Origin of the sequence: Shewanella aestuarii (assembly GCF_014647215.1) — a bacterium.
GTDB classification, from domain to species: domain Bacteria; phylum Pseudomonadota; class Gammaproteobacteria; order Enterobacterales; family Shewanellaceae; genus Shewanella; species Shewanella aestuarii.
Window position 1 is genome coordinate 46,651 of record NZ_BMOT01000010.1, and the last position, 14,829, is coordinate 61,479.

General features: G+C 41.7%; 10 protein-coding genes. All 10 read left to right on the top strand.

All coding sequences use genetic code 11. The features are described 5' to 3' along the window. Positions 1-56: 56 nt before the first annotated feature. The 10 genes from glnS to IEY03_RS14060 all read left to right on the top strand — a co-directional run bounded on the left by glnS (position 57) and on the right by IEY03_RS14060 (position 14,671). A complete protein-coding gene (gene glnS / locus IEY03_RS14015) occupies positions 57-1,727 on the top strand; it encodes a glutamine--tRNA ligase (protein WP_188842791.1) in 1,671 nt (556 codons plus the stop codon). Positions 1,728-1,790: 63 nt separating this feature from the next. Further along, a complete protein-coding gene (locus IEY03_RS14020) occupies positions 1,791-2,933 on the top strand; it encodes a 4-phosphoerythronate dehydrogenase (protein ID WP_188842793.1) in 1,143 nt (380 codons plus the stop codon). A gap of 164 nt (positions 2,934-3,097) precedes the next feature. Next, positions 3,098-4,114: an aspartate-semialdehyde dehydrogenase gene (locus IEY03_RS14025; protein WP_188842795.1), complete on the top strand. Its 1,017-nt coding sequence runs from the start codon at positions 3,098-3,100 to the stop codon at positions 4,112-4,114. A 255-nt stretch (positions 4,115-4,369) separates the two neighbouring features. After that, positions 4,370-8,422 (top strand): FimV/HubP family polar landmark protein, encoded by a 4,053-nt coding sequence (locus tag IEY03_RS14030; RefSeq protein WP_188842797.1) that lies wholly within the window; start codon positions 4,370-4,372, stop codon positions 8,420-8,422. Positions 8,423-8,512: 90 nt separating this feature from the next. Further along, a complete protein-coding gene (truA, locus tag IEY03_RS14035) occupies positions 8,513-9,298 on the top strand; it encodes a tRNA pseudouridine(38-40) synthase TruA (RefSeq protein ID WP_188842799.1) in 786 nt (261 codons plus the stop codon). Positions 9,299-9,322: 24 nt separating this feature from the next. Then, entirely contained in the window at positions 9,323-10,630 is a 1,308-nt protein-coding gene (folC, locus tag IEY03_RS14040; protein ID WP_229778340.1) for a bifunctional tetrahydrofolate synthase/dihydrofolate synthase, read from the top strand. 15 nt (positions 10,631-10,645) lie between these two features. Then, positions 10,646-11,302 (top strand): cell division protein DedD, encoded by a 657-nt coding sequence (dedD, locus tag IEY03_RS14045; RefSeq protein WP_188842801.1) that lies wholly within the window; start codon positions 10,646-10,648, stop codon positions 11,300-11,302. Between the two features lie 192 nt (positions 11,303-11,494). Beyond that, positions 11,495-11,983, top strand: a complete 489-nt coding sequence (locus IEY03_RS14050) for a CvpA family protein (protein ID WP_188842803.1) — start codon at positions 11,495-11,497, stop codon at positions 11,981-11,983. Between the two features lie 35 nt (positions 11,984-12,018). Then, positions 12,019-13,533 (top strand): amidophosphoribosyltransferase, encoded by a 1,515-nt coding sequence (gene purF, locus IEY03_RS14055; RefSeq protein ID WP_188842805.1) that lies wholly within the window; start codon positions 12,019-12,021, stop codon positions 13,531-13,533. 532 nt (positions 13,534-14,065) lie between these two features. Beyond that, a complete protein-coding gene (locus tag IEY03_RS14060; protein ID WP_188842807.1) occupies positions 14,066-14,671 on the top strand; it encodes a DUF998 domain-containing protein in 606 nt (201 codons plus the stop codon). Positions 14,672-14,829 lie beyond the last annotated feature (158 nt).

A 14,829-nucleotide genomic window follows, 5' to 3' on the forward strand; every position in this document is an offset into this window, starting at 1 on the left:
TCTGTAGGATCATCTGTTTTTTGACAATATTGCCATCGTGTGCCAAGAGGATTTTCATGAGTCAAGTGGACACCGAAGTACGTCCAAGTAACTTCATTCGTAATATCATTGATGAAGACCTAAAAAGTGGTAAGCACAACCAAGTGCACACCCGTTTCCCGCCTGAGCCAAATGGCTTTTTGCATATAGGTCACGCAAAATCAATTTGTTTGAACTTTGGTATCGCTAAAGATTACCAGGGACAATGCAATTTACGTTTTGATGATACTAATCCTGAAAAAGAAGATATTAACTATGTTAAATCTATTCAGGAAGATGTGCGCTGGTTGGGATTTGAATGGTCTGGCGATATTCGTTATTCATCAAATTATTTTGACCAATTACATCAATATGCCGTTGAGTTAATCACCAAAGGATTAGCTTACGTTTGCTTCTTAAACGGCGAACAAACCCGTGAATATCGCGGCACATTGAAAGAGCCTGGCAAAAACAGTCCATATCGCGATACGTCTGTTGAAGAAAACCTCACGTTATTTGAAAAAATGCGTAATGGTGAATTCAAAGAAGGCGAATGTGCACTGCGCGCAAAAATTGATATGGCCTCACCTTTTATGTGTATGCGTGATCCGATTATCTATCGTATTCGTTTTGCACATCATCACCAAACGGGTGATAAATGGTGCATTTATCCAATGTATGATTTTACCCACTGTATCTCTGATGCGATGGAAAACATCACCCATTCGATTTGTACCTTAGAGTTTCAGGACAACCGTCGTTTATACGATTGGGTATTAGATCATTTAGATGATTTTCAGGCGCCAAACCGTACCCGCCAATATGAGTTTTCACGCTTAAACCTTGAATACACTTTAATGTCTAAGCGTAAGTTAAACGATTTGGTTACTCGCAACCTTGTCAGTGGTTGGGATGACCCACGTATGCCGACCATTGCTGGCTTACGTCGCAGAGGTTATACGCCGGGCGCTATTCGTGAGTTTTGTCTGCGCATTGGTGTGACAAAGCAAGATAACTTGGTTGAAGTGGGTATGTTAGATGCCTGTATTCGTGAAGAGCTAAACGACCATGCACCACGTGCAATGGCTGTGCTTCGTCCAATTAAAGTGGTTATTGAAAATTATCCACATGCGGAACCTGAAAGCATTCAAGCTGCGGCTCATCCATCGAATGAAGCTATGGGCACACGCGAGCTATTTTTCGGTCGTGAATTATTCATTGATGCTGAAGATTTTAAAGAAGAAGCCAATAAACACTTCAAGCGTTTAGTATTAGGCAAAGAAGTGCGTTTACGTAATGCCTATGTCATTAAAGCTGAGCGTTGTGATAAGGATGCCCAAGGTAACGTGACTACGGTTTACTGTAGCTACGATGATGAAACATTAGGTAAGAATCCTGCTGATGGTCGCAAAGTAAAAGGCGTGATCCATTGGGTTGAAGCATCATCTGCTAAACCTGCTGAGTTCCGCTTATACGATCGTTTATTTACCGATGCCAATCCAGCAGCCTTTGACACTGTCGATGAAGTGATTAATCCAAATTCATTAGTGGTGTTAAACGGTTTGGTTGAGCCAAGTTTAGTTTCAGCTCCTGCTGAAAAAGCTTATCAGTTTGAGCGTGAAGGGTATTTCTGTGCTGACAGTAAAGACTCAAGTGCAGAGCACTTAGTGTTTAACTTAACAGTTCCGTTAAGAGATTCATTCGCTTAAATCATCTTATGTAATTAAGGCGCATTGTGCGCCTTTTTTGTTATTTAACAGTGTAGTAAGCCCATGAAAATAGTTGCTGATGAAAACATGCCTTATGTTGAGGCATTATTTGCGGAATTTGGCCAAATTGAATTTGTTAACGGTCGCACCTTAACCGCTGAGCAAGTAAAAGACGCCGATGTATTGTTAGTGCGTTCTGTGACCAAAGTGGATCAGACTTTAATCGAAGACGCGGCAAAGTTACTATTTGTCGGTAGCGCCACAATTGGTACCGACCACATTGATTTAGATTTCTTGCACCAACGAGGTATCGCTTTCTCAAATGCCCCAGGTTGCAATGCCACAGCCGTAGGAGAGTTTGCTTTCATCGCATTACTAGAACTTGCCAAGCGACTGGGAACACAGTTAAAAGGCAAAGTAATAGGTATTGTTGGCGCGGGCAATACAGGGACTGCCGCAGCTAAATGCTTCGAAGCCTATGGTTTACAGGTTTTGCTGTGTGATCCGATTAAACAAGCCGAGGGCGATAGCCGTCAATTTGTCTCGTTAGATGAGCTAATTGCCAAGGCCGATGTGATTTCGTTGCATGTGCCTATTACCAAAGAAGGGCCACATAAGACATGGTACTTATTTGATGAAACACGACTCAATACATTAAAGCCAAATACTTGGCTGATAAATTGTTGTCGAGGCGAAGTGATCGATAATCATGCCCTCATCAAAGTGAAGCAAACTCGTGATGATATAAAAGTCATTTTAGATGTGTGGGAGGGCGAACCTAATCCCATCGCAGAGTTGGTGCCTTTGGTCGAATTTGCCACACCTCATATTGCAGGTTACAGCTTGGAGGGCAAGGCTAGAGGGACTTTTATGTTATATCAAACCCTATGCCGATTATTGCAAAAAGACCCAAGTAAATCACTTATGGGACTGTTACCTCCATTTGAGTTTCAGCAGCGATTAAATACCGCAGATTTAGATGAGAACAAGCTGCTAAAAATGTGCCGTTTGGTATTTGATCTTCGTGATGACGATGCGTTATTCAGGCAGTCATTTCATACCGCAACAGGGTTCGATTTACTCAGAAAACAACATACTCATCGCCGTGAATTTAGTGCATTAGCAGTGAATCCTGCCAGTGACAATGCAATTTCTGCAAGTTCAGATTGCATAAAAATGTTGCATTCATTGGGGTATTCACAGTAATTATTGCTATTTATTAGCTATTCTTTATCTATTTTGCGACAAGTGTAGTCAGTTGAGAAAAAATCAGCTAAATCACGACACTTTTCACTATTCAACCCTAGCATAAGCTCAATAAACTAGGTAGATTGTCAGTTCAATAAGATTATTAGGAGTCGGGCGTTAATATGTCTCAAGAATTTAATGTTGTCGTTTTAGGTGCATCGGGCGCAGTGGGTCAAACAATGATTGAGATCCTTGAAGAGCGTAATTTTCCGGTTGCTAAGTTATTTCCTTTAGCGAGTAGTCGCAGTGCTGGTGAAACCGTTAGTTTTCATGGTAAGCAAGTTGAAATTCTTGATGTGGAAAAATTCGACTGGACTCAGGCGCAAATCGGATTCTTTTCTGCTGGTGGTGACGTGTCTGAAAAGTGGGCACCAATAGCTGCAGAAGCTGGCTGCGTGGTGATTGATAATACTTCACACTTTAGATATGACATCGATATCCCATTAGTCGTACCAGAAGTTAATCCTGAGGCCATTGCTGATTTTCGTAACCGCAATATTATCGCCAACCCGAATTGTTCAACCATTCAAATGTTAGTCGCCTTAAAACCAATTTACGATGCATTTGGTATTACACGTATTAACGTGGCCACTTACCAATCGGTATCGGGTACAGGTAAAAAAGCCATCGATGAATTAGCTGGACAATGCGCTAAGTTATTACAGGGCTTACCTGCAGAACCAAGTGTTTATCCAAAACAAATTGCTTTTAACGTGTTACCACAAATTGATAAATTTATGGAAAATGGTTACACCAAAGAAGAAATGAAAATGGTGTGGGAAACACAGAAAATTTTTGGCGATGATGAAATTGTCGTAAACCCAACGGCGGTGCGCGTTCCGGTATTTTATGGACATTCAGAGGCCGTTCATCTTGAAACCCGTGAGCCTGTCGACGCTGAAGCGATTAAAACCGTCCTTCGTGATGCGCCAGGCGTGGTACTTTTTGAAAACGATGATGATTATCCAACCGCAGTAACAGACTCTGCAGGGCATGATCCTGTTTTTGTTGGACGTATCAGAAAAGATATTTCTCATTCTCATGGTATAAATTTATGGGTAACGGCCGATAACATTCGTAAGGGTGCGGCGTTAAACAGCGTACAAATTGCTGAAATTCTCATTCGTGATTACTATTAAGTAACCGATGAATTAACTATTATCTCAGGTAATAGAGTGATTTAGTGTAAAAAGCCCGCATATTGTGGGCTTTTTTAGTTTTAGGCTTGCCTCAATGTAGCAGGGCTGACAAACTTAGTTTATAGTCGTTAAATTGCCAAAATTTCATTAACCAATAACAACTAACGAAATTTAATGGCATATAACAAAAGAAAAAAATGACCTAAAGCCAGTTGTCATGATGACAAATATTTCGTGCTAAAAGGGAAGGACTGAATGACATCTCGTACTTCATATTGGGTGGGTTTACTTTTATGTGCCACCACTGCAATCTCAGCGAGCCAGCTTATTGCTTCGGCACAGGCCGATACGCTTAAAATTACCGGACCCAATGGCGAGGTAAAACAAGCACGGCAATATGGTCCCACAACACCTTCCGATACTTTCTGGAGCATTGCTCAGAAAGTTAGACCGAATGATAAAGTGACTATTTATCAGGTGATGTCGGCATTATTTGATGCCAACCCGCATGCATTCAGTGGCAATAACTATAACACCTTAGAAAAAGGCATGATTTTAATCATTCCGTCTGCTGAAGTGATGGCGGCCATCCCTAAAGCACAAGCTAAATTACGTGCTGAACGCGATGACAGATTAGCCAGAACCGCTAAAACTACAACTAAACCTGCATTGACGCCACGCCCTGCTGTTAACACTGATGCCGTTAAGCAAGTTCAAGCCAAACCCCTTACACCAGAAAAGCCGTTACAGATCACGCCGCAACAACCTAGTCAAGTTGCCAATAATGAATCGCTTAATGCTGCCAAGACCAATCAAATTACCGAGTTAAATAACCAACTCGATAAAGCCAACAACAAGACCTTAATGCTGACCGATGAACTTGCTAGAGCGCAAGATCAGCTCATGGCAACGCGAAGTGACAATCAAGTATTAAAGCAAAAGGTAGAAGAGCTTAGTCAGATCATCAGTAATCTGGAAGAGGATGTTCAATTACAACTCGAAAAGCAGCAGCTTTTAGTCAATAAAAATGAAATGTTAGCCGCTGAATTAGAGGAAGCGAATAAACCACCTGTTGAACAACCCACTGATTTTTGGCGTAACTTGACCAATAATACTGGTCTGCTAATCGGTGCAGCAGCCTTACCTATTTTGTTACTTTTTGGCATTATCTTTTTAATACTGCGTCGCCGTTCAAGCGCAAAGGATGAGCCAAAATCAGTATCTGAAACGGCTTCAGAAACAAAAACAGCGGTTTCAGATGCTAACGATGACAATGATTTAGAAGATTTAGCCGTTCACCTTGACAGTGACGATGAAGAGTCAATTGATGATCTTCTTGATTTAGACAGTTTAGATATGCAGCCAGAAACTGAGCTGCACATTGATGATGAGCAAATGGATATGGCGTCGGCTATGTTCATTGAAGAGCCTGAAACATCGGTGGAACCTGAGACGGAAGATGATGTCACTTCATTAGACGATCTTTGGGCCGAAGCTATGGAAGAGCAAGACTCTGAACTCGACCCTTTAGAAACCGATGAAGATCTTGATAGTTTACTTGATGGTTTAGATGACAATGATGTCGCTGAACCTTCAGTTTCTTCTGGGCCAGAAGACGATTTAGAGGCTTTGTTGGCGGATCTTGACAAAGATCTGCCAGAAGACATTATTGATGAACCACAATCATCAGCATCAACGGAGCAAGATAATATTGACGACCTGTTAGCGGGTTTTGATATGCCAGCGGATGACATCAATGAACCAGAAACACCTGTCGACAACCCAAATAGCCAAGATGTCGATGATGACGATATCGATTCTTTGTTAACAGGATTTGATGTTGAAGATAACGGTGATGTTGCAACCGAATCATCAGACAAGGATGAGTCGATAGCCGATATGGCTGATGAGTTAGAGTCAGAAAACGCTGTAAATAGTGCTGAAGCCGATGAAGATATTGACGCGTTATTAGCCAGTTTTGACGTTCAAGATACTGACGACACGTCAGACAGCAAAGCAGATGACAATGAAGATTTAGCCAATGCTATCGCCGCAGAGCTAGAATCTGATGATGATCTTGCTAGCAAAGATGTTGAGGTAGATGCAGATGATGACATCGATGCGCTATTAGCCAGTTTTGACGTTCAAGACGCTGACGGCACGCCAGACAGTACAGCCGATGGTAATGAAGATTTAGCCGATGCTATCGCCGCTGAACTAGAATCTGATGATGATCTTGCTAGTAAAGATGTTGAGGTAGATGCAGATGATGACATCGATGCGCTATTAGCCAGCTTTGATACTTCTACCGAAGCCCCAGACAGCAAAGCCGATGATGACAATGAAGATTTAGCCGATGCTATCGCCGCTGAACTAGAATCTGATGATGATCTTACAAGTAAAGAAGTTGAGGTAGATGCAGATGATGACATCGACGCACTATTAGCCAGTTTTGATACTCCTACCGAAGCCCCAGACATCACGACCGATGACAGTGAGGATTTAGCCGATGCTATTGCCGCTGAACTTGAATCAGATGATGATCTCATAAGTAAAGCTGTTGACGTTGCAGAAGATGATGATCTTGATGCGCTATTAGCCAGTTTTGATGCTTCTGCCGAAACCGAAGCCCCAGCCAGCACAGCCGATGACAGTGAGGATTTAGCCGATGCTATCGCCGCTGAACTTGAATCAGATGATGATCTCACAAGTAAAGCTGTTGACGTTGCAGAAGATGATGATCTTGATGCGCTGTTAGCCAGTTTTGATGCTTCTGCCGAAACCGACACACTAGAGGGCACAGCCGATGACAGTGCGGATTTAGCCGATGCTATCGCCGCTGAACTTGAATCAGATGATGAGCTGACAAGTAAAGCTGATGACGTAACAGAAGATGATGATCTTGATGCGCTGTTAGCGAGTTTTGATGCGCCAGCAAATAGTGAAAAGGTAGATGACGATATTTCAGGTTTAGATGAAGTGGAACTTGAACCATCGGCTATCGATGAAACTGTTCAAGATCGTGATGCAAACAAGCTAACCCCAGAGGACGCCGAGACAGAAGTCAATGAGGTGCTTGCTGATAATGAGCTTGAGACTGATAACGCTTTAGAGAGTCCATTAAGCGTTCAAAGTGATGATGTAGATGGGTTATTAACTAGCCTAACAGCTGACGCAGAAGATATCGCTGAGGAAGCACTCGATTTTGACGAAGTACCAGAGAACGATCATCGATTAGATTCATTGTTGGCAGATCTAGAATTGGCTAGCATGGAAGATGATGCTGATGACAGTCTGCAGTTAGACACGCTCGACGATGATGAAAGTGATGATTTAAGCGGTTTAATTGCAGAGTTAGAGCAGGCAAATGAGCCAGCAGCCAGCCATGAGGAACTTGATCTAAACACATTAGAATCTGAGTTAGTAAAAGCTGAAGATACCACGGATGAAACAACTCGTTCAGTGGGTGCAATTGATGATTCCATGTTATCCGATGCTGAAAATGAGCTGGATGCACTATTAGCGAATATGGGCGCTGATGAAGTCGATTTACCTGCATTACAGGATGAGGATGCTGCAGATTTTGACTCTCTTTCATTTGAATCGGATCTCGACTCTGAGCCCGTTCCAGATGTGGATATCAATAAAATAAAAGGCACAAATGTTAGAGCTGAAAAAGATTCCGGATTTTTCAATGATTTGAAAGCGGCTAAAAAGTCTCAAGAAAATATCTTGGATTGGGAAACCGATATCTTTAACAGTGCAACTAAGTCTTCTTCCAACGATGAGTCCATTTCAAACCTCAGTACTAAAGATGACGAAATAGATTTAAGTGAAGATGATTTAACCGAATTTTCCCTCTCGGATGATTATACTGCCGATGATGATTTTGTATTAGACGATGATGCGCTTACCGTAGAACAAGCGCTTGCGGCGCTGGACAAAGAAGAGGGGCAGGCTACTTCACCACAGATATCTGAAGCCGAGTTAACTAATTTTGAGCGTGAAAATGGTTTTATTGATATTAATAAATTGCTCAACGATGCTGATGAAGATGACAGTTCGGTATCAGATAATTATAAAGACGTCGATGTTGACATGGGCGATGTTGAATCATTGTTGGGTAATGCCAATATGGTTGATGTTGATGATGAAGAAAACTCGGTTAATGCCAAGTTAGATCTCGCCCGTGCTTATATTGAAATTGAAGATCAAGATAGCGCCAAAGCACTGTTAAAAGAAGTACAAAGTGATGGTAATTCTCGCCAGCAGGCTGAAGCTAATTCTTTATTGAAAAAATTAACCTGAGATTAGGGTACTTTTTTAAAACGACGCTTAGACATGCGTCGTTTTTTTTGTGCTAAAATACGCGCCATTTTAAAGTGAAAGGGTCAAGTTATGCGGATAGCCTTGGGTGTCGAATATGATGGCAGTAATTATTTTGGTTGGCAGCGCCAGGCAGAAGTCGATTCTGTCCAGGCACAATTAGAAAAAGCGCTTTCGTATATTGCCAATAAATCAGTTGAAGTGCTGTGTGCCGGCAGAACGGATTCAGGTGTTCATGGAACCGGTCAAGTGGTTCATTTTGAAACCGATGTCGAGCGTCCAATGTCAGCCTGGACATTTGGTGTGAATACCCAGCTTCCTGATACGATCGCCGTACGCTGGGCAAAGGAAGTTGATGACAGCTTTCATGCTCGCTTCAGTGCCACAGCCAGACGCTACCGTTACATCATTTATAACCATGCATTACGTCCAGGAATATTACGCCAAGGCGTGAGTCATTATCATGGTGATATTGATGAGTCACGTATGCATCAGGCGGCGCAACTATTACTTGGCGAACATGATTTTACCAGTTTCAGGGCAGTACAATGCCAATCAAATACGCCATTTCGGAATGTGCATCATGTGCGTGTTACCCGCCAAGGCATGTATATCATGGTCGATATTAAAGCCAATGCATTCTTGCATCATATGGTGCGAAATATTGTTGGCTCATTAATCGAAGTTGGATTAGGTAATCAGCCTGTTGATTGGTTAGGCCAATTATTAGTTGCTAAAGACCGAAACCTTGCCGCAGCAACAGCAAAGCCAAATGGTTTATATTTAGTTGATGTTACCTATCCAGAGCAATATGATTTGCCGAAGCTGGCCTTAGGGCCTTTGTTTATGCTGGATTAATACAATTTAAGGCAACCACCTCCGATGGATACAATTAAAACCCTTATGCCAGATCATCAAGCAAATCTAGAACAATGGCTGGATTATTTATTAGCCATTCACCCAAGTGAAATTGATATGGGACTTGCCAGAGTCTCTGAGGTTGCAAGGCGTTTAGCACTCATGGATTTAGCGCCTGCACAGGTGATTACGGTTGCTGGCACAAATGGTAAAGGCACAACCTGCGCCATGCTTGAGTCTGTATTAATCCAAAGCGGAAAAACGGTAGGCGTTTACAGTTCGCCACACCTATTACGCTATAACGAACGTGTGCGTATTAACCAACAAGATTGCCGTGATGAACAGTTTATTGAAGCTTTTGAGGCCATAGAGCAAGCCAGAGCTGAAATCTCATTAACCTTTTTCGAGTACGCAACCCTGGCTGGCTTGTACTTATTTAAACAAGCTAATTTAGATGTGATTATTTTAGAGGTGGGCCTAGGAGGGCGTTTAGATGCCACTAATATGGTTGACTCAACCGCAACTATTATCACTTCAATAGATTTAGACCATCAAGAATATTTAGGTAATACGCGAGAGTTAGTTGGCCGAGAAAAAGCTGGCGTGTGCCGAAGTCATTGTATCAGTGTCGTTGGCGAGCCCAATTTGCCGAACTCAGTGACTGAGTATGCACAGCAAATAGCGTGTCAGTTGTTAAGAGTGGGCCATGAGTTTGAATATCAACTCAATGGTGACAGCTGGTCATTCTCGACTAAAACGCAGCAATTGACGTCTTTAACAGTACCTTCACTGCCTTTAGCCAATGCTGCTTGTGTAGTGGCTTTAGTTAATCAAATTTGGCCACAAATTAGCATTTCAGATATCAACCGCGGATTGGCATTAGCCACATTACCCGGACGGCTAGAATGCGTGAGTCAAGCTCCGCTGGTGTTGTTAGATGTTGCCCATAACCCTCATGCAGCAAAATATTTAGCCGTGCAATTACGTCAAAAGCTGGCGCAAAAAGCGAATGTTTCAGCTAAGGTTATTGCCCTCTGTGGCATGTTAAAAGACAAAGATATTGCGGGTGTTTTTGCTGAGCTGATAACTGTGGTTGACCAATGGAATTTAGTCACCTTATCTACAGAGCGAGGTGCAACCTCAACGCAATTGCAACGCCATTTACTGACTGTTGAACCAGCACAAGCAACCACTGAAAATAAATTAAACATCAACACTTTTGATGATATGGATGCCGCTTGGCAATCGATTAGCACTACTATTGAAGCCGATGATGTGGTAATTGTATTTGGCTCTTTTTATACTGTCGCTGCTTTTAAATCAAATATGTAATACTGGGAAATCATCTTGAAACGTCAATTTCAAAATCGCTTAGTTGGAACCATAGTACTTGTCGCTCTTGGGGTGATTTTTTTGCCTGATCTTTTGGACGGTAAAAAAGCCAAAGTCGTAGAGGAATTTACTGAAATTCCTTTGCGACCCGCAAATCAAATTCAAAATAATGATGCTCCACAAGAGTTTGAAGTACTTGAAATTGCCAGTGTTGATATTAAGACAGACAGCAATCAGACCAAATTAAATGAAAAAAATGCCGATATTGTGCCATTAGGTGACATAGATGCGGCCACACTCAGCAAGCCGGTTGCAAAAAGCGAGACTGTAAAAGAGGTTGTGGTTGCTAAAACCCCGCCAGTGAAAGAGCCTGCAAAAAAGGATATCGAGAAACCTCAAACTCAAACGCAAAAAAGCATCATTAAATCTGGCTATACACTGCAACTAGGTGGCTTTAATAACGCCAAAAATGTTGAAGCGTTAATCGCCCAATTACGGTTATCGGGTTATACCGCCTATACGCTGCCAACCAAACCGGTTGAAGGCAAATTGACCCGAGTGTTTGTAGGGCCAGAGGTATCCAAACAAAAACTTGAATCCCGCCAAGCGGCAATCACAAAATTAACTGGGTTAAAAGGCAAGATAGTTATTTACGATCCTATGGATAAATAGTGGTTGATGATTCTAGGTTGTGATTTTTATTGTCTGATTCGGTAGGATTTTATTCGTCCTACCGCCAATTTGTTTATAGTGCAAATTGATTGTTCTTATTCATGTATGATTAATTTGGTCGATAGGGGTGAGAAAAGTCTTCACCTCTGTTAGAATCGCGCCGTCTTAATGGTTACCCGGATCCCCATCTCAATGGTTTGGATTGATTACGCAATTATTATTGTTATTAGCTTATCTACCCTCATTAGTTTAGTGCGTGGGTTTGCTAAAGAAGCCATGTCATTAGTGGTATGGTTTGCGGCTTTTTTTATCGCCAGTCAGTTTTATCTCGACCTCGCCGTTCATTTATCGCAAATGCAAGATGAAATGGTGCGCAACGGCGTTGCTATCGCTATTCTTTTTATCGCAACGCTTATTATTGGTGCCTTAGTTAATTACCTTCTTGGTCAACTCGTTGCTAAAACCGGTTTATCAGGTACAGATAGAGTACTTGGTGTGTGTTTTGGTGCTATTCGCGGGGCGTTAATCGTCAGCGCGTTACTATTTTTCATGGATGCATTTACCGGTTTCCCTTCAACCAGTTGGTGGAAGGAATCAGTACTCGTACCCGAATTTGGTGTGGTTATTCAGTGGTTTTTTGACTACTTGGAAAACACATCAAGCTTTGTACCCAAAATCTAAAACTATAAAACACCTTACAGTGAGGAACCTTACCCATGTGTGGTATCGTCGGAATAGTAGGCAAGTCTTCAGTTAATCAAACCATTTATGATGCATTGACCGTACTGCAACATCGTGGTCAAGATGCTGCTGGTATCGTAACCGTTGATGTAAATGCGTTTCGCTTACGTAAAGCAAATGGTTTGGTGAAAGATGTATTTGAACCAAAGCATATGCAACGTTTGCAAGGTAATGCCGGTATAGGTCACGTTCGTTACCCTACAGCGGGCAGCTCTAGTGCATCGGAGGCTCAACCGTTTTACGTTAACTCACCGTTTGGTATTTCATTGGCTCACAATGGCAATTTAACCAATACTACTGAATTAGCTGCAAGCTTGTTAAGCAAGCGTCGCCATATCAATACCACTTCAGATTCTGAAATTTTATTGAACCTATTGGCCGATGAGTTACAAGAAACTCGTAGCTTAACGTTATCAGCAGACGAAGTGTTTGATGCCGTGAGTAAAGTACACGCACAAACGCGGGGTGCTTATGCCGTTACAGCCATGATCATAGGTCAAGGCTTAGTGGCATTTCGCGATCCTTTTGGTATTCGTCCATTAGTATTGGGTAAGCACGAAACGGCATCAGGCACTGAATACATGGTGGCCTCTGAAAGTGTTGCTTTAGATGCGGTCGGATTTGAAGTCATGCGTGATGTGGCACCAGGTGAAGCGATTTACGTGACACTTGATGGCCAGTTATTTACTCGCCAATGTGCTGTTGACCCAAGTTACTCGCCTTGTATTTTTGAATTTGTTTACTTCGCTCGTCCTGATTCAACTATCGATAATATTTCGGTATATGGCAGCCGCGTAAACATGGGTACTAAGTTAGGTGAAAAAATTAAGAAAGAATGGGATGAACACGATATTGACGTGGTTATTCCTATTCCAGAAACTTCTTGTGACGTTGCGCTTGAGATTGCTCGCTCTATGGATTTACCATATCGCCAAGGTTTTGTTAAAAACCGTTATATTGGCCGTACGTTCATTATGCCTGGACAACAAGAGCGTAAGAAGTCTGTGCGTCGTAAACTGAATGCAATTAGTGCCGAGTTCAAAGGCAAGAATGTATTACTGGTTGATGATTCTATTGTACGTGGTACAACGTCGGAACAGATTATCGAAATGGCACGTGATGCCGGCGCTAAGAAAGTGTATTTTGCTTCAGCAGCACCAGAAATTCGCTTCCCGAATGTGTATGGCATTGATATGCCAACAACTAACGAGCTTATTGCCCATGGTCGTGATGCTGATGAAATTGCAAAAATCATTGGTGCTGACGGGATTATCTTCCAGGATTTAACAGACTTAGTTGATGCTGTGAGAATGGAAAACCCTGAAATTAAGCGTTTTGAAACATCGGTATTTGATGGTCACTACATCACAAACGATGTAGACCAAGCGTATTTAGACCACATTATGCAATTACGTAATGACGATGCGAAAGCTAATCGTAATAAAGATATCGGCACTAACTTAGAAATGCACAATGAGTGTCATCCATAAGGACAATCGTTAACCGATTGAGTGCTAAAAGCCTGCAGAAATGCAGGCTTTTTTGTTTCCATGTCCTGACAAATATAGGTTTATCTATCATTGTTGAATAAAAACGAGTTATTTTGTCAGTCGTTTTTTTCCCAAGGTTCGTTTGGAAAATGGCACTTCGTTCTTAGCAAAGAATGTATCTAGAGGTGTACTTTATAAGTTCAGCATGGCATTGACTCACCGACTCGCAGCACTCTTTTGAAATAAAAAAGTCCTTGTGCCTCAACCGACCCATCCCTGGGTCGGATGATCGGCTCGCAAATCACCATAATGAACTGTGCCACTCTTTCTCAACCAGCAGGTTTTAAAGATTGAGTCGAATAAGATTATTTTAAAATACTGACTTGGTTTTGCCCCATGACGTGATAGCCACCTTAAAAGGTGTAATCAGAACAAACAATTAGCCGAAAGGTTTACAAAATACCACTACCGTTAAAAAGAAAATTCCTATAGCATAAATACTAAACGTTAGTTTACAAAAAGGATTTTGGTAGTGCTTGAAAGTATTGCGATCTATTCAGGGTTAATTGCAACAATCTGGATCTTCATCGGTGTTTATGTAGCAAGTCGATTTTATGCTGGCTACAGCCATTCTAAGCAATTTTGTAGTGAGTTAGGTGCAACTGGTAGCCCAACTGAAAAATTGTCTCCTTTGATTAATAATTATCCTCTTGGTTTTCTATTTTGCTTTTTCGGTTGGTATCTGGCACAACTCTCAAATGTTTCAACTTTAGTGAATGTTGCGGGTTGGTTGGTTATAGCTCATGGTGTTGGTACTTGGGTCGCAGGTTATTTCCCAATGGACGCAGATCCATTTACTAAGAATCCAACTTTTAATTGTAAGGTGCATTCTTGGGCTGGTTTTATCATGTTGCTTTCGTTAGTTGTTGCACCAATATTAATTGCCATAAGTCCAACAACTGAAATTATCCCATTATATTTCCGTATTTTTTCACTGGTTTCTGTTGTCGCTGCTGTTTATTCTCTTTTTGCTATGGCTAAAGCAGTAAAATCCCAAAGCAACCCTGGCATCCATCAGCGTATTTCATATGGTTTTCAGCTAATTTGGCTAAGTGCTTTTTCACTAGTGTTGGTGTAATTGTAAGTATCAAGCTGTTAAACAAGGACAAAAAACAGTTGGTTTTGCTCCTTCGTCGCTAATTTTAACCAACTATTTTTCCTATTAGCAGTGCGTTGAGGCTGTAGAATTACTCTTTGTTAAGAAAATACAGCCTATTTTATGGGTTCCAAATGCAT

Coding starts and splice junctions, on each gene's coding strand:
- IEY03_RS14020 (WP_188842793.1), top strand. CDS start 1,791: ATGAAAATAGTTGCTGATGAAAACATGCCTTATGTTGAGGCATTATTT.
- folC (WP_229778340.1), top strand. CDS start 9,323: ATGGATACAATTAAAACCCTTATGCCAGATCATCAAGCAAATCTAGAA.
- IEY03_RS14050 (WP_188842803.1), top strand. CDS start 11,495: ATGGTTTGGATTGATTACGCAATTATTATTGTTATTAGCTTATCTACC.
- IEY03_RS14030 (WP_188842797.1), top strand. CDS start 4,370: ATGACATCTCGTACTTCATATTGGGTGGGTTTACTTTTATGTGCCACC.
- glnS (WP_188842791.1), top strand. CDS start 57: ATGAGTCAAGTGGACACCGAAGTACGTCCAAGTAACTTCATTCGTAAT.
- truA (WP_188842799.1), top strand. CDS start 8,513: ATGCGGATAGCCTTGGGTGTCGAATATGATGGCAGTAATTATTTTGGT.
- IEY03_RS14025 (WP_188842795.1), top strand. CDS start 3,098: ATGTCTCAAGAATTTAATGTTGTCGTTTTAGGTGCATCGGGCGCAGTG.
- purF (WP_188842805.1), top strand. CDS start 12,019: ATGTGTGGTATCGTCGGAATAGTAGGCAAGTCTTCAGTTAATCAAACC.